The organism is Sorangium sp. So ce124 (assembly GCF_051525235.1).
Classification (GTDB): Bacteria; Myxococcota_A; Polyangia; order Polyangiales; family Polyangiaceae; genus Sorangium; species Sorangium atrum.
Genome location: NZ_CP150312.1, coordinates 13,082,043 through 13,104,758, shown reverse-complemented (window position 1 = coordinate 13,104,758; position 22,716 = coordinate 13,082,043). Strand labels below are relative to the sequence as shown.

Annotated in this window: 16 protein-coding genes; 11 read left to right on the top strand and 5 right to left on the bottom strand. The window is 67.9% G+C overall.

All coding sequences use genetic code 11. The features are described from left to right. The first annotated feature begins 95 nt into the window (after positions 1-95). The 6 genes from WMF19_RS49085 (at position 96) to WMF19_RS49060 (ending at position 9,919) form a co-directional block, all read left to right on the top strand. Positions 96-1,406: a ketopantoate reductase family protein gene (locus WMF19_RS49085; RefSeq protein ID WP_437896654.1), complete on the top strand. Its 1,311-nt coding sequence runs from the start codon at positions 96-98 to the stop codon at positions 1,404-1,406. Between the two features lie 230 nt (positions 1,407-1,636). After that, a complete protein-coding gene (locus WMF19_RS49080; protein ID WP_437896653.1) occupies positions 1,637-3,592 on the top strand; it encodes a hypothetical protein in 1,956 nt (651 codons plus the stop codon). 2 nt (positions 3,593-3,594) lie between these two features. Next, positions 3,595-5,418 carry an acetyltransferase gene (locus WMF19_RS49075; RefSeq protein ID WP_437896652.1) on the top strand — a complete coding sequence of 608 codons (1,824 nt, stop codon included), beginning with the start codon at positions 3,595-3,597 and terminating at the stop codon, positions 5,416-5,418. Between the two features lie 29 nt (positions 5,419-5,447). Further along, positions 5,448-6,935, top strand: coding sequence for an OmpP1/FadL family transporter (locus WMF19_RS49070; RefSeq protein WP_437896651.1), 1,488 nt, complete (start codon positions 5,448-5,450; stop codon positions 6,933-6,935). An 879-nt stretch (positions 6,936-7,814) separates the two neighbouring features. Beyond that, positions 7,815-9,113 (top strand): AAA family ATPase, encoded by a 1,299-nt coding sequence (locus WMF19_RS49065; protein WP_437896650.1) that lies wholly within the window; start codon positions 7,815-7,817, stop codon positions 9,111-9,113. Beyond that, positions 9,110-9,919, top strand: a complete 810-nt coding sequence (locus WMF19_RS49060; protein WP_437896649.1) for a hypothetical protein — start codon at positions 9,110-9,112, stop codon at positions 9,917-9,919. The genes WMF19_RS49065 and WMF19_RS49060 overlap by 4 nt, the downstream gene beginning before the upstream one ends. A gap of 275 nt (positions 9,920-10,194) precedes the next feature. On the opposite strand, the gene WMF19_RS49055 is transcribed toward WMF19_RS49060, so the two are convergent. The 4 genes from WMF19_RS49055 to WMF19_RS49040 all read right to left on the bottom strand — a co-directional run bounded on the left by WMF19_RS49055 (position 10,195) and on the right by WMF19_RS49040 (position 13,315). Further along, the gene (locus WMF19_RS49055; protein WP_437896648.1) at positions 10,195-11,667 is read right to left on the bottom strand and encodes a hypothetical protein; all 1,473 of its coding nucleotides are present in this window, start codon (positions 11,665-11,667) and stop codon (positions 10,195-10,197) included. Next, positions 11,633-12,283 (bottom strand): hypothetical protein, encoded by a 651-nt coding sequence (locus WMF19_RS49050; protein WP_437896647.1) that lies wholly within the window; start codon positions 12,281-12,283, stop codon positions 11,633-11,635. The genes WMF19_RS49055 and WMF19_RS49050 overlap by 35 nt, the downstream gene beginning before the upstream one ends. A gap of 165 nt (positions 12,284-12,448) precedes the next feature. Beyond that, the gene (locus tag WMF19_RS49045; RefSeq protein WP_437896646.1) at positions 12,449-12,661 is read right to left on the bottom strand and encodes a hypothetical protein; all 213 of its coding nucleotides are present in this window, start codon (positions 12,659-12,661) and stop codon (positions 12,449-12,451) included. A 168-nt stretch (positions 12,662-12,829) separates the two neighbouring features. Continuing rightward, the gene (locus WMF19_RS49040) at positions 12,830-13,315 is read right to left on the bottom strand and encodes a hypothetical protein (protein WP_437896645.1); all 486 of its coding nucleotides are present in this window, start codon (positions 13,313-13,315) and stop codon (positions 12,830-12,832) included. 259 nt (positions 13,316-13,574) lie between these two features. Between WMF19_RS49040 and WMF19_RS49035 the strand changes: the two genes are divergently transcribed. The 3 genes from WMF19_RS49035 to WMF19_RS49025 all read left to right on the top strand — a co-directional run bounded on the left by WMF19_RS49035 (position 13,575) and on the right by WMF19_RS49025 (position 17,592). After that, positions 13,575-13,862 (top strand): hypothetical protein, encoded by a 288-nt coding sequence (locus WMF19_RS49035; RefSeq protein WP_437896644.1) that lies wholly within the window; start codon positions 13,575-13,577, stop codon positions 13,860-13,862. A 172-nt stretch (positions 13,863-14,034) separates the two neighbouring features. Then, the gene (locus tag WMF19_RS49030) at positions 14,035-14,316 is read left to right on the top strand and encodes a hypothetical protein (protein WP_437896643.1); all 282 of its coding nucleotides are present in this window, start codon (positions 14,035-14,037) and stop codon (positions 14,314-14,316) included. A 195-nt stretch (positions 14,317-14,511) separates the two neighbouring features. Next, positions 14,512-17,592 (top strand): tetratricopeptide repeat protein, encoded by a 3,081-nt coding sequence (locus WMF19_RS49025; RefSeq protein WP_437896642.1) that lies wholly within the window; start codon positions 14,512-14,514, stop codon positions 17,590-17,592. 158 nt (positions 17,593-17,750) lie between these two features. Here WMF19_RS49025 and WMF19_RS49020 read toward each other — a convergent pair whose 3' ends face one another. Beyond that, positions 17,751-19,280, bottom strand: a complete 1,530-nt coding sequence (locus tag WMF19_RS49020) for a sigma-54-dependent Fis family transcriptional regulator (protein WP_437896641.1) — start codon at positions 19,278-19,280, stop codon at positions 17,751-17,753. A 1,196-nt stretch (positions 19,281-20,476) separates the two neighbouring features. Here WMF19_RS49020 and WMF19_RS49015 point away from each other — a divergent pair. After that, a complete protein-coding gene (locus WMF19_RS49015) occupies positions 20,477-21,370 on the top strand; it encodes a hypothetical protein (RefSeq protein ID WP_437896640.1) in 894 nt (297 codons plus the stop codon). A gap of 160 nt (positions 21,371-21,530) precedes the next feature. Next, positions 21,531-22,484: a hypothetical protein gene (locus WMF19_RS49010; RefSeq protein WP_437896639.1), complete on the top strand. Its 954-nt coding sequence runs from the start codon at positions 21,531-21,533 to the stop codon at positions 22,482-22,484. The last annotated feature ends 232 nt before the right edge of the window (positions 22,485-22,716 follow it).

Genomic DNA, 22,716 nt, shown 5'->3' with positions numbered 1-22,716 from the left:
CGGAAGCCACCGTGGTTTCCGATACCCCTGTCCCCTTGTGCCGCTCCCCCTCGAGCCCGTCGAGCCCGCGCCGCAGCGGTGGTAAGGGATCTCTCATGAGCTTCATCGATTCACCTGCCGAGCTTGCCCCGGGCACCTCCGTGGCCCCCGCTTCCTCCGCCCCCCGGCTGCTCGTCGTCGGTTGCGGCGGGATCGGCGGCATCATCGCCGCGTACCTGTTCGAGCAGGGCCACGACGTCACCGCCTTCACGACGAACCCGCTCATCGCGGACGCCATTAACGCCGGCGGCTTCCGGGTGCGCGGCGAGGCGAGCCCTGGCACGGTCGGCGGCCGCGCGGTGCGGGAGCTCGGCCCGGATACCCGCCCGTTCGACTACATCCTCCTGGCGACGCAGCCGCCGCAGGTCGAGGAGGCCGCGCGGAACGCGGTCGCGCACCTCGCCCCGACGGGCGCCATGATCTGCCTCCAGAACGGCCTCTGCGAGGAGCGCATCGCCCGCATCGCCGGCCCGGAGCGCACCTTCGGGGCGATCGTCGCGTGGGGCGCCTCGATGGTGGAGCCCGGCGTGTACGACCGCACCTCGAGCGGCGGCTTCGTCCTCGGGCGGCTCGACGGCGCGAGCGATCCGCGTCTCGACGAGCTCGCGCGCATCCTCGAGGCGATCGGACCGACGACCGTGACGGACAACCTCGCCGGCGCGCGCTGGTCGAAGCTCGCCATCAACTGCGCCATCTCGTCGCTCGGCACCGTGGGCGGCGATCGCCTCGGCGCGCTGCTCAGGCACCGCTTCGTCCGCCGCCTCGCGCTGGAGATCATGACCGAGACCGTGCAGGTCTCGCGCGCGATCGGCGTGCGCCTCGAGAAGGTCGCAGGGACGCTCGACCTCGACTGGATCGCGCTCACGGACGCGGAGCGCTCCGCCGTGGGCTCGCCGGGGCTCTTCGCGAAGCACGCGCTGCTCCTCGCGGTGGGCGCGCGCTTCCGCCGCATGCGCTCCTCGATGCTCGCCGCCATCGAGCGAGGCCGCCCGCCGGCGGTCGACTTCCTGAACGGCGAGGTCATCGAGCGCGGCGCGGCGCTCGGCATCGCGACGCCGATCAACGCAGCGATCCGCGAGGAGGTGCTCGCGATCGCGGCGGGCAAGCGCAAGCCGAGCCTCACGCAGCTGCGCGCGTTCTTCGACCGGACGCGCGAGCTCGTGGGCGCGCCGTCGTCCATCCGGCCCCCGCCGCCGGCGACGCCGGCCGAGCCGCCCGTGGCCGCGCCGCCCGCCGCCCCGCCGGTTGAGCCGCCCGTGGGCCCAGCGCATGAGCCGCCCGTGACCGCGACGAGCGCCCAGGCGGGCGCGTCGGGCGAGCCGTCCATGCCAGCAGCGAACGTCCAGAGCGATCTCGGAAGCGCGTAGACTGCGCGCGCGCCGGGCAGCTCGGCGACAGAAGACCGACAAGCAACCGACAAGCAGGCGAGCGGACGAAGGACACCGACACGTGTCCTGGCCTTCCCGGCGTGGTCGTGGATCGAGCTCGCGGCGCCGTCGCAGCACGAACTCTTTGTCGCGCCGTGGCGTCGAAGTTCGGTAGCATCGGGCGTCTCTTCCTGCGGATCCTGAGAGATCCCTCGACGAGGAACCCTCGCATGACGCACTTCTCGCTCGCCCTCTCCTCCCGGCGCGGTGCCTCGCTCCGCGGCGCTTCCCTCGTCCTGCTCGCCGCGCTCGCCGCGTGCGGCGACGACGGAGGCGGCGGCGGCAGCGGGGCCGCGGGCGGCGGGGGAAGCGGCGGCGAGGGCGGCGGGGGCGGCGGCGCGGTCATCGCAGAACCGAACAGGTTCCGCCTGCGCATCGACGACGCCGAGGTCCCGTCGGTCGTGCTGGAGCTCGACAAGCAGAAGGCGCTCCAGGTCTTCGGCGAGGACGGCGCCAAACAGATCACGATCCTCGACGTGGACACCACCGGACTGCTCCGGAACGCGCTCGAGCAGATCCAGAACGCGTGTGGGACCTCGTGGCAGAACGACAGCGCGAACCCCGGCCACAACTGCTCGCTCACCGAGCTCGGCCGCAGCTTCGGGCCAGAGTGGCGGACCTCCCCGGAGTTCGCGCTCGTCCGGCTGCTCAGCATGACGCCCGCCAACGCGGTTGTGACGGGGACGCGGCTCGAGGATCTGAGGAATTTCTTCGAGGAGAACCCCGGCTCCTTCGTGTTCGACTTCGCCGATGTCCTCGCCGACACCGTCAATGTCGATCTGAGCGTCGAGCCGCCCCCCTCGACCGCGCGCAACCGGACGGCGCCGCTCGTGCCGATGGACAAGCTCATCAGCGCTCTCCAGCGGCAGCTGCTCGGCACGCACCCTGCCATCCCCGCGGCGGACGGCGTAAGGATGCCTGTCACCCTCTACGAAGCCCTGTTCGATCTTCAGCCGCTCTCCCAGAAGCTCGGCCCGTCCGGAGACCACCCTGGCGTGCTCGTCCTCGATGACGAGGAATTCACCACCAGGAGCGATGTCCTGCTACCCGATTTCCAGATGCGTGTCGTCGCCGAGTCGGGTTTGCGCAGGGTCGCCGGGGTCGACCTCTCGAAGGGGGGCGGCGACATGTTCCTGCGCGACGGCGACGCGCCGCTGCAGTTCGACTTCAATGATCCCGACAAGCTCCAGATCAGCGGCATCGCACCGGCGCCGATTGTGGACTTGCGGATCTCGCTCCGCGAGTTCCCGTCCGCAGTGCCGCCTTGCGACGGCGACATTAACCCGGACTGCAAGACCAACTCCCCGGATACCCCCGTCGGCACCGATCATATTTGGTCCGTCCCTCCCTACCTGCTCGAGTCGATCGTCGGCACGGCGGGTTACCTCACGCACCGCGATCGCGTCCCTTATTCGGGGTGTTACTGGAGGGCCGGCGGGACGTGCCGGCTCGGCGTGAACATCGGCCAGGGAGGCAATCCGCCCGGCTGGTCTGTCTTCCTCGGCAACATCTCATTTCCGCCCGATCCACCGCCCGAGGTACCAGGTCCGCAGTTCTTCTGGGAGCTGCTCGCCGATGTAGCGCAGGTCGCCATCCACGACCCGACCGGCGACGGCAACCCCGAGATCCCCGAAGGCGCCGCCCAGCCGGTCTTCGCGCTCCACAACGTCGGCATCGGCCTGACCGCCGACGAGATCGTGGCCGAGCTCCGCCCGACCCTGCAGAGCCAGGCCAGCGAGATCGCCGAGATCATCCTGGGCCGTTACTGGGTCAACAACGACGGGCTCGACTTCTTCTACGGCCGCGGCGCGCCCGACGGCGCGCCCACCTTGTTCTTCGTCGCCGAGGACGACCTCCGGCCTTCGGATCAAAGCTCGGAGGCCCCTCGCGCCTACACCTACGAAAGTCCCGGCTTCTTCACGAGCCCGGATCTCAGCGAGGCGAGCAAGGTCTCCAGCAAGGAGCTCGACGGCGTCGACGACACGACGCACGAGAAATACAGGCTGCCGCCCGGCGAGACCACGCTGTACATGAAGGACGACGAGGGCGCCGTCTACGAGGTCCGCTTCTACGTGCCCAAGAGCGACGATCCGGTGGAGATCACCGCCGACGTGGAGAAGCTCTGATCATGGAAGCGCGACACCGCACCCGCCCCGCCGCACTTGCCGCTCGCCGGCTCTCCCGGCTCGGTCCCCTGCTCGCCGCGCTCTCCTCTGCGCTGCCCGGCTGCGTCGAGGCCGTCACGGTGGAGCAGCCGCCGCCCCCGCCGGCGCTCGGCGTGCGCGAGAGCCGCACCCTCACGCTCGAGTTCCTGCGGTTCGACGCGAGGCGCTTCGCCAAGACGCTCACGCTCGACGAGCTCAAGGCCATCCCGCGGCCCACCCTCGAAGGGATATGGCTGCTCGATCTCGACATCTCGACGCTCATCGAGAACGCGCTGCTCAAGGTCATGTACATGCCCCCCGCGGAGGTCGCGGCGCTCTCGCCCGCGTCGCGGAACCTCGTCGGGCTCCTGAACATGACGCCGGAGAACGCCGACCTCAGCGGCACGAGCCTCGAGGGCCTGCTCGGGGTCGGCAACGCCGTCGGGCTCTCGACGTCGAAGATCCTCTCGGACCTCACGGGCGCGGCCGGCAACGAGCGGCTCATCCCCGTCCAGATCACCTCGCAGGCCGTCCTGGAGAACCTCGTCAGCACCCACCCGAACACCCAGCACAGGAGAGGGCCGACGAACGACGAGCACCCGGACGGCATCTACCCCGTCGCGCCGCACTCCATCCCCGTCACGCTGTACGACGTCGTCACCGATTTCGCGGGCCTCGCCGCGCAGTTCGGCCCGACGCCGCTCGACCCGGACGACCCGGACGGCGCGAAGCACCCCGGCTTCATCAAGGCCGCGTCCGGGGTGAAGGCGGCCCTCGACGACTTCACGATGACGGTCCGCGTCGACGTCAACGCCCTGCCGTACAAGGGGGTCGACGCCACGATGGCCGATGTCGCGAGCGTCAACAGCACGCCGGGCCAGATAGACACCCTGTTCGATTTCAGCCAGGAGGACTGGCTCGTTCTGGACAACCTCGCCAAGAACCTGAGCATCGGCGAGCTGACGCTGGCCATCCCCGAGAGCGCGATGCTCCTGCCGGGCGGCACGAGCCGGGAGCCCGCGCCGCGCGGCAACTCGCCCGTGTGGGAACAGCCGCTCTGGGAGTTCGAGCACATCCTCGCCCGCGCGGGTGAGCTCAGGGCAGCCAAGATCAAGGATCACTGCTCGAGCTACGGGCCCGCGGGCACCTCGATGAGCGACTTCGAGGCCGTGAAGGTCTGCATCGACGAGAGCGGATGGACCGAGATCAGCGTCGACGAGAGCGTCGTCCTGGAAGACCCGCCTCCGGCGCCGTCCTACTTCTGGGACATCCTCCTGGACGTGGCCCAGGCGCGGCTCCATGACGGCGGGCTCGCCGAGGGGGAGGCCGACCTCGAGGTGACCCTGCGCGACGTGCCGGTCGGCGTGAAGACCGAGGATCTCGTCGCGAGCATCAAGAAAAACCTCGCGAGCGATCCAGCGGTCCTCAAGGACATGGCGCTCGAGCTCAACGACAACGCCGCCGGCGACGCGGACTTCTATCTCTACCAGCCGAGCACCGAGAGCGGCGTCGCCGGCCAGCGGGATTACCTCTACTTCGTCGCGCCCGACGACATCCGCAAGGACGCGGACGGCGTGCGCGTGCGCGACTATGCCTACGAGACCCCTGGCTTCTTCTCCGACCCCGCGCTCGAGAAGAAGGTGTCGACGACCGAGGAGATCGACGGCGACGCGCTCCACGAGAAGGTGGAGGTCAAGGCAGGAGATACGCTGTACTTCGCGGACGACGAGGGGCACCGCTACGAGATCGGGATCGGCGACAAGCCGAGCCCCCATCGCCTCTCGCTCACCCTCACCCGGATCCAGTGATCGGCCCCCCCACCGTGAGGACCCGTCTCATGCAAGGAGCTCTGCCGCCCTCGCGGCCCCGCGCCCGTGCGCGTCAACGAACACGACGTGAACTCGCCGCGCTCTCGCTCGCGACAGGCCTCGTCTGCCTGACGGCGCAGGATGCGCACGCCTCGGGCATCGACGCGCCCTGGGTGACGAGCGGCCTCTCGGGCCCCACGACGTCCGACGCCGCGGCCGTCTACTGGAACCCGGCCGAGCTCGCGGGGGTCCAGCGGCCGGAGCTCGTCCTGGGCGCCGGCCTCATCGTCGGCCACGCCACCTACCAGCGCGAGCGGCGCGGCACGTACCAGACGCCGGACACCCTCCAGTTCAAGCTCCCGCTCGATCCGGCGAACGTCGACGCGAGCAAGCGCGGCCGCGCCGAGGAGGTGTCGACGACGCCGATCGCGCCGACGGGCAACGCCTTCCTGGCGATCCCGGTCCTGCCGAACCGCCTCACGGTGGGCGTCGGCCTGTATGTCCCCTATGCCGCGGCGCTCAGCTTCCCGGACGGCGCGCAGCGCTGGCAGCTTCGGCAGGCGTTCATCGTGTCGACGTCGCTCACGGCGGCCGCGGGGCTCAAGCTGACCGACCAGGTCTCGCTCGGCGCCGGCGTGTCCTACGTCAGCGGCCTGGCCGAGCTCTCGAAGGTGCAGGACTTCGGGAGCCTCAAGGAGTTCCACGACGGGCTCGACTACCTCAAGCAGGACAACGACTTCGGCCCGAGCACGCCGTCCGAGCTGCGCGAGCTCGACGTCCTCGCGCGCTCCATCTCGATCAAGGAGGCCCTGTCGCACGGCGCCTCGTTCCACCTCGGGCTCGCCTTCAATCCCAACAAGGATCTCCGCTTCGGCCTCACGTACCAGCACAGCGCCGCGATGCGGTACAAGGGCAAGTTCGCCATCGACATGAACCACCCGTTCTTCACGCAGGACCTCGCCGAGCAGGGCCTGCGTTACAAGCCGCTTGTCGAGGGCGACGCGGAGCTCTCGTTCACGCTCCCCAAGCGGCTCACCGTCGGCGTCGGCTACCGGGTGAACGACAAGCTCAGCCTCGATGGGCTCCTCTCGTACGTGCTCTATTCGGACATCGAGGCGTTCGTCGTCGAGGCCTCGTCTCCGGATCTCGCCCAGCCGAAGCTCGGGATCACCGATCGCGTCACCGTGACGCTGCCGCGCAGGTGGAACGACACGGTGTGGGCGGAGATCGGCGCCAAGTACAAGCTGAGCGAGGCGTTTCTGGCGACGGCGTCGGTCGGGTACCAGTCGGCGGCCTCGCCGGACAGCACGATCGACGTGGCCTCGCCCGACAACCACCGGTTGATCGGGGATGTCGGGGGTGTCTTGAAGCTCAGCGATCGCGTGTCGCTCTCGGGCGACGTCCGCGTGCAGGGGATCCTGCCGCGCACGGTGACCGGCTCGGACTACGACCTCGGCAACGGGAAGTACTCGCTGGTGCTCGCGACGGTGGGCGGGCACCTCAAGTTCGTGTTCTGACGGCGATTCGCTGACTGCCGGGGCACGAGGTGCTGTTCACGCGCGACGGTCCCGCGCCTGCTCGCTCGCCCCGCATCGCCCAAGGTTATCCCCGGCGGGCGTGAGGTCTTGCCGAATTGCGCGGAAGCGCAGAACCAGCCGATGGGATGAGCGTCGCGTGGGCTCTTGGGTGGGATCGTTTGATCAAACAGATTGATGCGTTCGATCGATCGCCAGGGCTGCCTCACCGTCCCGATGTCGACACGGCTTTGCGCAGTCCTGCCGACGCCGACGCTCGAAACCCTCGTCCCGCAAGTTATCTCAGTTCGGGGTCGCAGCTTCGCGACGCGCGCCCTCAGCGTCACCTCGATGGCCGTACGCGTAATCGCCTTCCCCGGGGCCCTCCGCTTCGGCGGCGTACTCCACATGGGCGTGCGCCCCGGCCGCGTGGTGGTCCTCCGCCTCACTCGCTGGATCTGCTCAGCTGTGTCCGCTCGACGTGAGAGAACCCGTCGGCGTGGTCTCGGGCCGTGAAGTAGCAAACGGACGGGAGGACGCTGCCTCCTCGCGACGACGGCACGACCGCAGGTCCGTGAGAACGGCTCGCCTTCAGCTCGTCCGGGCGGTTCAGGCTTGACATTTTCGGGTCGCATCGGGAGAGTTGCCGAGAAGGCAGGGGTACTGCGCTTCGGATGGGACGACGCGACTCGGGGAGCCTCGCGCGTCGATAGTCAACAGTTCATCGCCGAAGACGGGTGCTCAGCGCTTCGCTCGCAGTTGGCCTTCGTCCGGGGTCGCCTGCAGGCTGCAGACGGGGGGATGGGGAGGAAGCCCGTTCCATCTGCAAGCTGTCGCTATTGCTCGCTTGACAGTCCGGACGAGGTACGGCAGCGATGCCTCATGTACCTGAAAAAGGTCGGCCTGCGGAACCTCCGATCCATCGCCAAAATCAACTGGGAGATCGATGAAGCCGCGGCGGCAGGATGGCACGTGATTCTCGGCGACAACGGCGCGGGTAAGAGCGGGCTGCTCCGGGCGATCGCGCTCACGCTCGTTGGTCCGCAAGAGGCAATCGCTCTTCGTCAGGACTGGAACGATTGGCTCCGGTGGGGCCAATCATCCGGTTGGATCGCCGCCGCGTTGGACTGGGACAACGAATTTGACGAGTTCGCAGGCGGTGGCAGACGACCGAAGAACTATTATTTACCGGTCTCGCTCAAGTTCATCCGCTCAGAGGACGAACCAGACCGCGTGACGCTCGAGCCGGGACAGCGAACACCCAAATTTGACCCGAAACGTCACGTCTGGGGCGGGGCCGGCGGATGGTTCTCCGCCTCCTACGGCCCCTTCCGACGATTTTCTGGTGGTGACAAGGATCAGGAGAAGCTCTTTTACTCCAATCCGAAGCTCGCACGCCATTTATCGGTGTTCGGAGAGTCAGTCGCGCTCAGCGAGTGCCTCGAGTGGCTCAAGCTGCTTCACTATAAGACACTCGAGAAGGATCCAGAGGGCAGCCTCCTCAAGCCGGTCCGAGAATTCATCAACCAGGCCGGCTTCCTTCCGCACGAGGCTCGCCTCCATTCGATCACCTCCAGGGGCGTGCGCTTCATCGACGGGAACGGGTGCGAGGTGCCCGTCGAGAACCTGAGCGACGGTTACCGATCGATACTGAGCATGACGTTCGAACTCATCCGGCAGCTCGCGATCACGTATGGCCCGAGGCGCATCTTCGCTCCGAGGGATCCGACGAAGATCGTGGTGCCAGGTGTGGTCCTCATCGACGAGATCGACGCCCACCTGCACCCGACATGGCAGCGGCGAGTAGGCCGCTGGTTCCGCGATCACTTCCCCAAGATCCAGTTCATCGTCAGCACGCACAGCCCCTTGATCTGCCAAGCGGCAGACGTCGGCAGCGTCTTTCGCCTCGCGAGGCCTGGGGTCGATGAGGAGGCTGGGATGGTGACAGGGATCGCGCTCGATCGGCTGCTCTATGGCAATGTCCTGGATGCGTACGGAACCGGTGCGTTCGGCGAGGTCACGATGCGATCACCGGAGGCGCTCGCACGTCTCGCACGTCTCGCCGAGCTGAACCAGAAGGAACTTGCTGACGGACTCTCGGCGGAAGAGCGCAAAGAGCAGAGGAGACTGAAGAGCGCGATGCCCACGGCAGCGAGCGAGGTACCGGGGGACAGCCGATGATCCGACTCCCCGATCGGCAGCTCCCCGATGCGGCGCAGGCGAAGCTCGACACGTACCAGAAGGAAATCGACGGGATCGACGACTATCCGACGCGCGTCGAGCGCGCGACGATGAGCTGGAAGTCGCGCAACCGCAAGGGAGATCCAACGTTCGACGCGGTAAAAGAAACGCTCACGGAGATGTGTTCCGGCGCGCGCAGATGTGTTTACTGCGAGGACTCGGCGGCTGATGAGATCGAGCATTTCCGACCCAAGGTTCTCTACCCTGGTGCGGTGTTCGCGTGGCCGAACTATCTGTACGCGTGCGGACCGTGCAATGGCCCGAAGAACAACCAATTTGCCGTCTTCGCGCACGGCTCGGGCGAGTTCACAGAAGTCGCCCGAGGTCGTGGAGCTCCCGTCGTGCTCCCTATAGCAGGCGACATTGTTCTGATCGATCCGCGCGCGGAAGACCCGTGCGAGTACATGGCGCTCGACCTGCAGGACACTTTCTGGTTCGTGCCGCGGGCTAGGCGTGAGACCAGCGCATATCGGCGGGCGGAGTACACCATCCGCGTGCTCCGGCTGAACGAGAATGAGTTCCTTCCGAAGGCTCGGCAGCAAGCATACAAAGATTACAAGGCGCACCTTTCACAGTATCGGCTCAAGCAGGAGCAAGGCGCACCTCGGAGGCACTTGAAGCAGCTGGAAAGAGAGGTGCAGTGCAGGCAGCACCCGACAGTCTGGTCGGAGATGAAGCGGCAGCACGGAAGAATCCCGGAGCTTTCGACCTTATTCAAGGCTGTCCCGCAGGCGCTCAGCTGGTGATATGAGGCACAGAATCTCCCGTACCGAATCGTGGCTTCGTGCTGCATACGAAGAACGGTGCCTCAACGAACCACGCCCTCGACGAAGACGGCCGCCGCCGCTTGCTAACCGCGACCAGATCCGAAGGCACGCTCCCATCGGGCGGTGGTCGCTATGCAGCGCGGGCGCGCCCGCGCTGAGGCCGCCGTGCGACGAGCCATCGCAGCCGAGCAAGTAGTGGGGGACGTACCCCTTGGCGTGGCCGACCGACCTCGCATCGCGCAGCTGCCGGGGCGCTACATCTCGGCGCCTCGGCCGGACGGGTTCATCGGTGACACGAAGTTTCTGTCTCTCATAAACGCATACGACAAGACAGGATCGTCGTACTCCCAGCCACTCCCGACGAGCACGATCATGGACAGCCGCTCGCCCGCCTTGTCCGCCGTCGACTTCTTGTTGCGCCAGTCGGTGGCCCACCACCGGAACGCGCTGGAGGCCGAGTGGACGTGGGTCGACTGGCAGGCAAGCCACGCCGGCCCCGGGCGCGGATCGTCAGACGTCATGTGCTGGTAGCCGATCGGAACCTCGTCCGCGCCATAACCGAAGTCGCCCGTGTGCATCGTCTGCTTGAGGCTGCCGTTCGCGTCCGGCAGGACCATGGAGACATCGACGGCGTAGCCGAAGTGCTCGCGGAGCATGCGCACCATCCAGTAGTGCTCGCCGCACTCGTGCGCGCAGACGTTCCAGTCGCCCATGATGATCGCGCGGTTCTGGTGGTGGAGAGGGCTCGGCTTGTGCTCGTCGGTCTCGGCGGCGCCGTTGAACGCGAGGTGGTCCGCCTCGAGCAGCCTGTCCATGATCTTCAAGAGCGACCTGATCTCGCCCACACGGGGCGCGAAGTCCTTCGGCCCCTTCGAGGCCTCCATGTGCACGTTGAACATGGCGATCAGGCGAGCGTCGGCGCCCCCGCGCCATTCAGCGACCTTCGCCGTGGTGGCGTAGTTGTAGGTGTCGCCGTCGCCCATGCCCTGCTTGCTCAGGTGGCACTCGTTATAATAGGGGTGGCCATCCCTGTCGTAGCAGTCGGCGCGCTTCTTCGCGGCTGAGCTGAAGTACGCGCTGGCGGGCAGCTCGGTGGGGAAGAAGTTGCTGTTCACGAACGTCGGGTTCATCCCTGGTCCGTCGGAGCAGCCGCCCACGACCACGCAGTCCCATGTCTCGCCGCACCCTTGCGCGAAGGTCCAGTCGAGCGGGCCCCGAAGCTTCAGCTCGTCGAGCATGACGGCGGTGTACTTGTCGTCCGGCGCATTGTCGTCGTGCTCCTTGATGACCTCCTGCATTCCGATGACGTCGCTCTCCCACTGAAATGGCGCTTGATCGCGCCGCTCCTCGATCCGATGGTGCAACGGGTCGAGCGAGCCCCGCGTCCCGAGCAGGTTCGCGATGTTCGCGTACTTGCTCGCGTCGAACGACTCGGAGTTAAAGAGCGTGTTGTACGTTGCCACCTTGAGCACGGTGGCCTCGGGGTTACGCTCATGACGCCAGTCCTCGAACAGCGAGACGCCCGCGGCCGGCACGGCGATGACGCGGAAGGTGCCTGCGTGCTGCACGTCGAGATCCAGCGCGAATTTGTTGAAGCCGCCGGTCGCGGGATCCGCGCCGTACGCGCCGCCCGGGATGTTTCGGGAGCGGATGGTCCGCCAGACGGCGCCGCTCAGGATCTGGACTGCATCGTCATCGCCATGTCGTTCGGCTGACCACGGAACCAAGTGGAGTCACCATAGCCGTCACGGTCGTCGTTCGGGCCCCTTCGGCGCCGAGGACCGGCATGTCCCTAGAGAGGTGGTGCGTGCTGGGGTCCGCGGTGAACGCGCCGACCGGCATGTCGGTCGTCGCGAACACATGGAGGAGATAACGGCCGGGCGACAGGACGGCGCCGCACGAGCCGCCGCGCGCGGTCAGGGAGGCCGAGCCGAGCACCGACAGCGGCCCGTGGACCAGATCGACGCGTGTCTCGATTCCGCCGTTCCAGTCCGCGTTGCTCGTCATCTTTCCCAGGAGGACATAGTTACTCGGCGACGCCCAGTCGTCGGTCGTGATCACGATACGTGGATCCCGGACCTCGCCCGATTGGTCCCAGCTCTTCGTGGGCGGTTTCAGGCTGGTGTTGTCGGCGCTCCACGGCACCATGTCCGTATCCTCGTCGTACGCGCCATTCGAGCGCGTCTCGACCTTCAGCGTATCGCCCTTGTGCAATGAGCCGACACCGACCAGGGTGCCGCCAACCTTGATGAACTGCTCGCCTTCCTTGCCGTCCGGCACGCGCGTCCACGTGACGCCGGCGTTCAGGCTATAGTGGACGAAGGTGCGCGATGTCGCGCGCATCTGGCTGAAGACCTTGAGGTTATAGGTCGTCGCCGCCGGCTGCGCCGGCGGGTCGACGAAGCTCCCCTGGGTGCCCGTACCGTGCAGCCCCGGGTTCGGGTCATCGTTGTTGTATAGCGTGGAGGTGCCGCCGCCGCTGTCATAGGAGACGAGGACGCCCGTGTCTCAGCGCCCCTCGTCGCTGTCCTTCCACGCGCACACACTGCGGAACATGACGTCGTGGGCGCCGGAGAGCATCAGGGAGAGATCAGCGCACGAGCTGACCGGCACCTTCGTGAGGCGACCGGTCATGAGTTCGTGCTCGGCGTTCGGGTTCAGAGGAGGCGACCCGTCGAGCTCGCCGAGCAGCGGGCTCGACGCGGTGCCGGTCGCGGGCATTTGACGGGGTCTGCTGGGATGTCAGTGGCACAAGCGGCTGCCGTCGGGCCGATGGCCGCCTGGAAGGATAGACGAGTTTTCAAGGCGTTTCTCTCCAGATGGAGGAAGTGGAGCTCAGGGCGCTCCCATCGGTTGTTGGTTCTGCGTGCGTGCGCGAGAAGGCGACGTCTACTGGACCCCGTTCGAGCAATACGGGCTATCGACGTTCTTGCAGGAGTAACACCAGAGCTTGTAGGTCACGAGCGACACGTCGGCCGTCGCGCCCGCGGATTGGGTCGATGTCCATCCGGTGGAGTTCCCCAGGTTGAAGACCTCGGCGTTGCACGCCACGCGGTCCACGGTGACCGAGCCGACATGGTCGTCCGGATTGCAGATCGGCCCCCAGCACTCGTCGTCCTCGACCACGGACTTCTGCTTGGCGGTGAGGATCGGAGCGGGGTAGCCGCCGGTGACCGAGATGCACTGCTTGCCGTAGGCGTAAGGCGTGCCGGCAGCGCCGAAGTTCACGGAGAGCCCGCTTGGCGCGGAGTCGAAGTACTCCCACTGCGGTCGTGACGACTCACCCGTCACCTGCAGCGGTCCGCCGAAGTTCGAGGCCCACGCGATCGCCGCATGCGTGGTCGTGCCACCGCCGCTGCCGCTCGATGTGTTCACGTCGTGGCTGTTCGCCCCGAGCCAGCGCGCTGTTCTCCGCGAGGAACAGGTGTCTCCTTCAGCGAGGCAGGGGGCTCGGCAGCCTCGTGCTCGGCGCCGGAGATCCGGGCAGCGATAAGCCTCGTTTTCGGCGTAAACGCGGGAGCTCGCCGACGGACGCCCGGCCCGCTCGCCGTGGCATGGCATCTGCAAAACCATTCGCCGGACGCTTCGTTTCTCGCCGACAACGCCGGATCAACGCCGTTTCACCCACCGCGCCATGCACGTTGCGCGCGGGTCGACGCGCGGAGGGCGGCTCGCCGGCGTCGAGACGACCAGCAACCCGAAGGAGTCGACCATGAAGCACCTGTTCTTCGCTGCGTTCTTGCTGCCGCTCGCGCACGTCGGTGATGCCGACCCCGCCACGCCCGGATCGAGCGAAGGCGCGGTGGTCGAGGCCGCCAACGAGAGCCACGCCGAGCCGATGCCGCTGGCCGCGCCCATCTGCCTGCCCGGTGAGAAGCTCGTGTGCACCCTGGGGCCGCCGCCTCGCTGCCGTTGCGAATGATCGCCGCGAAGGGCCGTCGCACGGCCTGCGCCGGCCCTCTGGCAAGCACGTAGCTCGCAGAGAGCAAGGGCCGCTCGCCGTGGGCTCCTGCCGAGTTCAACGACATCGCTGTTCCACCTGTCCGGTCACCATCGAGGAGAGTCGAATGTTCACTCGCGTCACCCAACGATCCATGTCCATCCTTCTCGCGTCGCTGCTGGCGAGCTTCGCCCTGTTCGGCTGTCAGGTCGAGGTCGCCGAGGAGCCGTCGCCCGACGGCGAGGTGGGCGAGGCGGGCCAGGAATTGCTCAACTGCAAGGGCCGGTGCGCCAAGTTCTTCATGCTCTGCGTCCAGTGGGACGAAGACTACGAGTCGTGCGCCGCCGAGCGCGATGCCTGCATGGCGGAGTGCGACGAGCAGACCTGCGAGCCCGGGGAGCCCGGTTGCTGCCAGGGTCAGCCGACCTGCTGGTAGCCGCCTCTCCCCCACCCTGCCGGGATGATGGAACCTCCAAGGCGCCATAAGACGCCAAGATTATTGAGATTTTCTTGGCGTCCCTGGCGCATTGGCGGTTCAGAAGACCGCGCCTTCAGTCAAACTACCCCACCACCCTGGAGCGGGTGACGCAGGCGACCACAGGCCGCGACGCGGCATGCTACACAGCGTCCTGTGAGCCTGGGCGAGAGCGTGATCATCTGCCCGGGGTGCAGCGCGGAGAACTCTCCGTTCAACCCGCGTTGCACCCGCTGCGACGCGCTGCTCTCGGAGGAGCCGCGGTCGCGCTCCGCGACCACCGAGGAGCCCCCGTCGAGGCAATCGACCTCCCGCGACGAGCACGCGTCCTCGAGCGTCACCATCGATCCGCTGGCAAGCACGATTGTCGTCCCGGACGGGGGAGCGTCCGAGCCTCCGGGGCCGCCCGGGGCCGATGCATCGCTCGATCTGCGCCCGGGAACGAAGCTCGGCCGGTTCGAGGTGCTCGATCGCCTGGGCGAGGGCGGCATGGGCGTGGTGGTGCGGGCGCGCGATCACGTGCTCGGCCGCGACGTGGCGATCAAGGTGCTGCGGCCCGAGGTGCTGGGGCGCTCGGGCGCGGCGACGGCGCTCGCGCGGCTCGTCCGCGAGGCGCAGGCCATGGCGAGGATCAAGCACCCCAACGTCGTCACGGTGCACGAGGTCGACGCCTCGGGCGGTCAGGTGCGCGTGGTGATGGAGCACGTCGACGGCCGGACGCTGCGCGCGTTCTGCGTGGAGAAGCGGCGGCCCGCGTCAGGGGTCGTGGCGGCCTTCCTCCAGGCGGGCAAAGGGCTGTCGCAGGTGCACCACGCGGGCCTCGTGCACCGCGATTTCAAGCCCGACAACGTCCTTGTCGGCGCCGACGGCCGCGTGCGCGTCACCGATTTCGGGCTCGCGGGGCTCGCGGGGCTCGCGGAGGGCGAGGCCGTCAGCGGCCCCGCGGAGGCGGGGATAGAGGCCGCGCTCACGCGTTCGGGCTCGTTCCTGGGGACGCCGGTCTACATGGCGCCGGAGCAGCACCGGCGAGAGGCCGCAGATGCGCGCGCCGATCAGTATGCGTTCTGCGTGTCGCTCTGGGAGGCGCTCGCGGGCGAGCGTCCGTTCGCCGGCACGACCTACGACGAGCTGCGCGAGAACGTGACGCTCGGGCGGGTGCGAGAGCCGCCGCGAGGGGCCGAGATGCCGGCGCGGATCCGCCGCTGTCTCGAGCGCGGCCTCTCCGTCGATCGGGAAGCTCGATATCCCGACATGGACGCGCTGCTCGCCGATCTCGCGAAGGATCCGGCGGCGGCGTGGAGGCGCGGGCTCGTTGCGGCGTCGGGGCTCGCGCTCGCGGGCCTCCTCGTGTTCGCGTTCGCGCGGCAGCCTGCGGACAGGCTCTGCAAGGGCGGCGAGGCGAGGCTCGCGGGCGTCTGGGACGAGGCGACGATGGCGAAGGTGCGGGCGGCGTTCGCCGGCACCGGGCGGCCGTACGCGGAGGACACGTACCGGCGCGTGGAGAAGGCGCTGGGCGAGCGGGCGCGCGCGTGGGTCGCGATGTACGCCGACTCGTGCGAGGCCACGCACGTGCGGGGCGATCAGTCGGCCGGGCTCCTCGATCTCCGGACGATGTGCCTGGAGCGCCGCCGCCAGGAGATGAGGGCGCTCACGGCGCTCTTCGCGCACGGCGCGGACGCCGAGGTGCTCGATCGGTCGATCGAGGCATCGCTCGCGCTCCCCGGCCTCGAGCGCTGCGCGGACGCGGGCGCGCTGACGGCGGCGGTCCCGCCACCTGCGGACGCCGCGGCGCGGGCCCGCATCGACGCGCTGCGGGGTCGCCTTGCCGACGTCAGGGCCCTCGACGAGGCCGGCAAGTTCGGCGACGCGCTCGCGCTCGCGCGGCCGCTCGCCGACGAGGCCCGCGCGGCGGACCATGCCCCGATCGAGGCGGAGGCGCTCCTGATGCTCGGGCGCGCGGCGCGGGACGCGCACGACGCCCCGGCCGCGGAGGCGGCGCTCCGCGAGGCGCTGCGCGCGGCAGCGCGGGCCAGGGACGACGCCCTCGCGGCGGAGGCATGGACCCAGCTCATCTACGTGGTCGGCTACCTCGAGGGCCGGCACGCCGACGCGCTCGCGCTGCAGCTGGCCGCCGAGGGCGCCGTCGAGCGGACGGGGGGCGACACGCTGGCGAGCGCGCGGCTGCTCAGCACGCTGGGCAGCGTCCTCGACGAGCAGGGGAAGTACGGCGAGGCAGCGCAGCATGTGGAGCGCGCCCTGGCCGGGCTCGAGAAGGCCCTTGGCCCGAACCATCCCGAGGTCGCGGCGACGTGGAGCCGCCTGGGCACCGTCCTCCTCCACCTCGAGAGGTTCGACGACGCGGAGCGCGCCACCATGCGAGCGCTCGCCATCCGAGAGGAGACGCTGGGCGCCTCTCATCCGAGCGTCGCGCTCACGCTCAACAGCCTGGGTCGCCTCTTCAACACCCAGGGCAAATACCGAGATGCCTTGCCCCGGATCGAGCGCGCCATCTCCATCCAGGAGAAGGCGCTCGGCGCCGATCACCCGTTCCTTGCGGCCTCCGTCAACAACCTCGGCAATGCGCTCGTGATGCTCGGCGAGACCGACGCGGCCAGGCGTGCTCACGAGCGGGTGCTCGCCATCCGGGAGAAGGCGCTCGGCCCCGATCACCCCGACGTGGCGGCATCCCTCAACAACATCGGGGCTGTCCTTGAGATGCAGCAAAAGTTCGCCGAGGCGACGCCCTATTACGAGCGGTCGCTCGCGATCCGGGAGAAGGCGCTCGGCCCCGATCATGCGAGCGTAGCGTCCTCGCTCGCCAACCTGGGGAGCGCGCTCGTCGCGCAGAAGAGGTACGCCGAGGGTCTGGTGCGCCTCGAGCGCGCCGCGGCGATCCAGGAGAAGGCCGTGGGCCCGAGCTCGCATGCGGTCGCATCGCTGCTCACCGGGATCGCCAGCGCCTACAACGACATGGGCGAGCCGGGAAAGGCGCGTCCATTCGCCGAGCGGGCGCTCGCCATCTATGCGGCGAAGGGCGAGGGCGTCTCTCCGATCGAGCTCGCGGATACGCGCTTCCACGCGGCCCGGGCGCTCTGGAGCGCAGCGCAGGACCGGGCGCGGGCGATGAAGCTCGCGACCCAGGCGCGCGACGCCTATGCCGCCGAAGAGGGGGAGTACGCGAAGCGCGCGCTCACGGCGGCGAAGGAGTGGCTTGCGGCGCACGGCGGCGCGCGGTGAAGCGGGGGCCGCGCTCGGGGGGAGCTCCCGAGCGGGTGGCAGGGAACTCCCCCACCCAGCCGGAACGAGGGAACCGCCCAGGCGCCATAAGACGCCAAGATGATTAAGATTTTTTGGCGTCCTTGGCGGCTTGGCGGTTCAAAGGCCGGCGGCGTCCGTCAGCCATCGAAGGCAGGGCGCCGGCCGCCTGCGCCGGCGACCCGGTGCTTCGCCAGGAGCTTCTGCAGGTAGGTCCGGTTGAACCCGGACTCCCGCGCCGCCTGCGACACGTTCCCCCCGTGCCGATCCATCAGCGCCACGAGGAACGCACGCTCCAGCTCGGCCACGCCCGCCTCGCGCGCCGCCTCGAGCTCGTCGGCGGAGAGCCGCGAGAAGCGCGGCGCCAGGGGCCCGGGGCCTGCTGGCTGCGCCACATCGGGCGGGAGCAGATCCACGTCGAGCTCCGGCCCCGTCGCCAGGATGCACGCGCGCTCCACCACGTGGGCGAGCTCGCGCACGTTGCCCGGATACGCATGCTCGCGGAGCGCCCGCGCGGCGCGCTCCGTGAAGCGGGGCCGCTCGCCGGGGCGCTTCCAGCAGGTGCGGAGGAAATGTTCGACGAGGAGCGGGACATCGCTCGCGCGCTCGCGCAGCGGCGGAATCTCGATCTCGATCACCTTGAGCCGGAAGTACAGATCTCGCCGGAACTTCCCTGATTCGACGAGCGCCGGCAGATCCTGGTGCGTCGCCGCGATCACGCGGACATCGACCTTGTCGGTCCGGTCGGAGCCCACGCGCTGGATCTCTCCGAACTGCAGGAAGCGCAGGAGCTTCGCCTGCACCTCGGGCGCGATCTCCGCGACCTCGTCGAGGAAGAGCGTGCCTCCCTGCGCCGACGCGACCCGCCCGACGCGGTCCCGGTCGGCCCCGGTGAACGCGCCTTTGACGTGGCCGAAGAGCTCCGACTCGAGGATGGTGCCCGGCAGCGCCGAGGTGTGCAGCGTGACGCAGGCCTTGCTGCGCCGCGGGCTGTTCACGTGGAGCGCGCGGGCGATGAGCTCCTTGCCGGTGCCCGTCTCCCCGCGGACGAGCACTGTCGCGTCCGAGTCGGCCACCTGGGCGACCGTCTTGAGGAGCGCGAGCATCCTGGCGTCCTGCGTGACGATGCCCTCGAAATCGTAGCGGGCGAAGAGATCGCGCTCGAGGCGCTGGCTCCGGCGGCGCAGCGCCTCGCGCTCGCTGGCCCGCTTGAGGAAGAGCCCTGCGAGCTCGGCGAACTCGGCGACGAAGCGGAGCGCCTCGTCGCTGGCGGCCCGCGACTTGTACTCCACGTAGACCGCGCCGTAGACGTCGGCGCCGTGGGCGAGGGGTGCGACGAGCGCGGCGGACGCGCCCGACTCCTCGAGGCTCTTGAGGAGCGAGGAGCGCGGCTCGTCGGCGTCCCTGGAGAGGTGGACGATCTGCCGAGTCTCGATGGCCTGCCGCACGAGGCCGCGGCTGAACTTGCGCTCCTTGTCGGAGATCTTCGCCTTGTCGAAGTGGACGGCGAACTTCTGCTCGTAGGAGCCGTCCTCCCGGACGACGATGAAGCCGCGGTCGGCGCCCGTGGCCTCGAGGACGCGGCGGAGGACGAGCTCGGGGGCCTTCGCGTCGTCGTCCTCGGAGAGGAGGATCCTTACGATCTGAAGGAGCGAGGGGTAGAGATCCATGGCCGCGGCGGCTAGGGTACGATGAGGGGGGAAGGGTGCACAGAGCGATTCCCCGTGGCGTCGGCGGTTCCGCCGTGGTGTCGCCGGGGAGCGTCGCGACAAATGTCTGGTCGCCCGCGCGCACTGGCCTGACGCGGGTTGCTCGCCGGAGGCGTGGTGCGGGTCGGGGAGGGGTCGCCCGCACTGCCCCGGAAGCGTCAGAGAATCATCCGGCCAACCAGCGATCGCGGGGTTAGCGCCCGCCATCGGCAGGTTGACGTCGGACTCGACCCCTCAACCCCGCGCAAACCTGCCCCGATCCCATCATCCCGCTCCCCCTGGAAAAACAACGCTAACTCAACAACTTATCTATGCATCGAAGGCTCCTGACCATGCTCAACACGATGCTACCCGACCAGCGCCCGCGGAGCCCACCGCTCCTCGCCCGGCCGGCAGAAACGGCTTGATGGGAGAAACACCTGCTACCGCCGCCGGAGGTCGCCTTCGTGGCTCCGCGCCGCGCGGCTGCGGAGCAGGCGCCATCCACCCGTGAGCCCGTCGAGGCGCGCGACCTGCTGAGCGGTACCCGCCACACCGTACCGCCACATCGCCTACACCACCGCCTCGACCTCGAGCCCACATCGCGTCTGGCATTCTCCTCGTGCCCGCCCATGCCTGTTGCCCCTGTCAGTGCCCCCGCCGCCCGATCCGTCGCACCGCCTCGGCCACCAGCCGACTCCCGAGCTCGCACGCGACCGTGCCCGGCCCCGGCCAGGTCGTGTCGCGGGCCAGCCAGCAGCCGCAACGGCACGCTGGTGAACGGCGTCGCGCTCGCGTGGGCGGCACAGCAGATCTCATGGACGGGGATGCCGTCGCGTTCGGCGATGCGCCCTTGCGCTCCATTCTCACGGACGGGCCCGCGCCGAGCGCTCTCGCGCGCAGGCCCGGCTAGGGCGAGATCCGTCGGTGGCGGACGGCATGGTCGTGCTGCCCTTCGAGGACGAGCCCGCCGCATACATCCTCGAACGCGAGGACGAGAGGTGGGTGGTGGAGATCGAGGGCGAGGCCCCGGGAGGCGCGGGACGGCGAGATCCTCGAGATCCTGGGCGCGACGTGGGTGGCTGCACCTGCCCACCACCATGGCACCGACGGTGGACACGGCCAGCGCGGGACCGGAACAGCCGGGCCGGACGACGCCCCGGCGAATGCGCCGGCCAATGACGAAGTCCGAGCGCCACGCGCGCTGGCGCGACGACCATCTCCTTTCCGATTGCACGCGTGAGTTGGCGACGCAGCGCCTCCGGCGCTCGACGTTCGGCAGTGGACATCGAACGCTCCAAAACGGTACGCTGCGCCTCCAGGGAGAGGCAGGGGAGATGGAGTCAACCGGCAATTGGGAGCTCTTCGACGGGCAAGAACAGCACGGACCGTTCACCGAGGAGGCGGTGATCGAGGCGATCGGGCGCGGGATGAAACCCACGACGAAGGTGCGACCAGTGGGTAAAGAGCAATGGAAGCTGATCGGGTCCCATGGGCCGTTCGCGGAGGCGCTCGCGCGCGTGCCCGCGAACGCCGGCCAGGTAGCTGCAACGGGGGTCGCGTCCGGCGCACCTCGCACCAGCGCGATCGCGATCGTGGGCGTCATTCTGCTAGCTGTCTTGACGATCGAGATTCCAGTGATCTTCGCGGTGTTGAGCAAGCGGGACTCGGAGCGAGAACTGGCCCGACTCGCCCAGCAAGAACGCCGAGATAAGGCGGAAGCAGACCGAAGGGCAGAAGATCTAGCTCGCGCAGAACCACGGCGAGTGTCGCTGAAAAAAACCAGGCATGAGTGCAACGCCACGAACAGCGAGACGACCTGCTACGTCACGAACTTCGAGGACTCCACGATCGTCGCGTGCATGCAAGGGCTGCTGCTCAATAAGGAGGCGGCCGGCATCCGTCTGTACTCGATGCCAATGTGCACCGGTCCAGTGAAGTCGAATGAGACTCGAGTCGTGACGGCGCCGTGGGACGGGGGTCGTGCGGTCAACATATGCAAGTCTTCGGCTGGATACCTGGATTTTGAGAAATGCGACTTCACGGTCATCGATTATGCGCACAAGCCTTAATCGAGCCGTGGCAGCCCCCTTCTTGACGGCGCTCTTTCTGATCTCTGGATGCGGGGCAGCAGACCATGCGCCAAGACATACTTGGAATTCGTCCGAGTACACATTCGTCTTAGACGTCAACACGGACGCCTGTGCACCGGAAGCGGCGGGGACGGCCGAGATGGCCAAGCGGCTCGCCATCGACATCCTCAAGGAATCTGGCTACAGGATTGTCGACGAAACAGGCGATGCTTCGATAAATTTAACGCTGGCCATCAATAAGTGGTCTGGGGTGTTTCAGTGGGTGAGGAACGGGAAAGTCCTAGGGGGCTACACCGTGAGAGCGAGGCTGGACGTCAGCCTAGACGAGCAGCTTGTTGACAGCGTGCGGGACGAGTTTCGGGTAACTCTGGATGAAATCCAGCGAGACCAGTTGGTCCCGCTGATAGAGTCACTGAACGGTTCGCAGAAGATGAAGCCGTTTGGTCAGCTGGTATCCAGGCACAGAGCCAAACTTGCCAGCATTGCCGCAGCAAAACAGAAGGCCGAAGAGAAGGCCGCCTTCGAGAAATGGCACTCAACGTACGCCAGTCCTTGCCGCAAGGCGACAAGCGCGTCGGACTGCGACCGTTTGGTCGAATGGCTTTCGGACGAAACGAATGACAAAGATCCGCTAATAGCGGAGGGGAAGCGCATCTTAGCCGACGCCGAACCTCGCTTGGCAGAGTTGCGCGACGACGATGCATGGCGTCGCGCGTCAAGCGAATCGTGTCTAGAACTGGCTATCGAGCGCGAGTGCGACCGGGTGCGTAGCTACATTAGCAACTTTCCCGATGGACGTCATCGACACGAAGCATTAGCTGCAATCAAAAATCTTGACGACAAGATTGCGCAGCGCGTGGCAGAGCGTGAAGCTGAAGAGAGGCGAGCTGAAATAGAGGAATCGCGCCGCCAGCGAGAAGACGCGGTCAGGGCTCGTGAGGCGATGGATCGAGCGGCGGCGGAACAGGAGCGACAGCGGAAGGATGCCGCACGCAGGCAATGCCGTGTGGCATGCTCCAGCAAGTGCGGAGCCGTGTTGGAGCAAAATGCGTTCAAGGGGTGCATGTCTTCGTGCGTCGGTGGATGCCAATGAATGAGACTCGTTGACGCTAGATGTCAGACGTGTCGATGGTGCACCAGCCGGCCACAACGCTACCGACACGCGCACACGCCGTGATGATGCGAGTGCGTCAGTAAACAAACGACAGGCGCTTCCCACGGCGTCGCCTGCGGGAAGCTGACAAGCTCCGATAGGGTTCACGCATCGATCTGGGCCTTGGCGACGTCGCTCGTCGGATGGGCAGCGGCGATGGCCTGCCTTAGGA

Bases quoted from the DNA above. Each gene is read 5' to 3' on its own strand.
- WMF19_RS49085 (WP_437896654.1), top strand. From the start codon at position 96: ATGAGCTTCATCGATTCACCTGCCGAGCTTGCCCCGGGCACCTCCGTG.
- WMF19_RS49080 (WP_437896653.1), top strand. From the start codon at position 1,637: ATGACGCACTTCTCGCTCGCCCTCTCCTCCCGGCGCGGTGCCTCGCTC.
- WMF19_RS49075 (WP_437896652.1), top strand. From the start codon at position 3,595: ATGGAAGCGCGACACCGCACCCGCCCCGCCGCACTTGCCGCTCGCCGG.
- WMF19_RS49070 (WP_437896651.1), top strand. From the start codon at position 5,448: ATGCAAGGAGCTCTGCCGCCCTCGCGGCCCCGCGCCCGTGCGCGTCAA.
- WMF19_RS49065 (WP_437896650.1), top strand. From the start codon at position 7,815: ATGTACCTGAAAAAGGTCGGCCTGCGGAACCTCCGATCCATCGCCAAA.
- WMF19_RS49060 (WP_437896649.1), top strand. From the start codon at position 9,110: ATGATCCGACTCCCCGATCGGCAGCTCCCCGATGCGGCGCAGGCGAAG.
- WMF19_RS49050 (WP_437896647.1), bottom strand. From the start codon at position 12,283: ATGCGCGCGACATCGCGCACCTTCGTCCACTATAGCCTGAACGCCGGC.
- WMF19_RS49045 (WP_437896646.1), bottom strand. From the start codon at position 12,661: ATGCCCGCGACCGGCACCGCGTCGAGCCCGCTGCTCGGCGAGCTCGAC.
- WMF19_RS49035 (WP_437896644.1), top strand. From the start codon at position 13,575: ATGCACGTTGCGCGCGGGTCGACGCGCGGAGGGCGGCTCGCCGGCGTC.
- WMF19_RS49030 (WP_437896643.1), top strand. From the start codon at position 14,035: ATGTCCATCCTTCTCGCGTCGCTGCTGGCGAGCTTCGCCCTGTTCGGC.
- WMF19_RS49020 (WP_437896641.1), bottom strand. From the start codon at position 19,280: ATGGATCTCTACCCCTCGCTCCTTCAGATCGTAAGGATCCTCCTCTCC.
- WMF19_RS49015 (WP_437896640.1), top strand. From the start codon at position 20,477: ATGACGAAGTCCGAGCGCCACGCGCGCTGGCGCGACGACCATCTCCTT.
- WMF19_RS49010 (WP_437896639.1), top strand. From the start codon at position 21,531: ATGGCCAAGCGGCTCGCCATCGACATCCTCAAGGAATCTGGCTACAGG.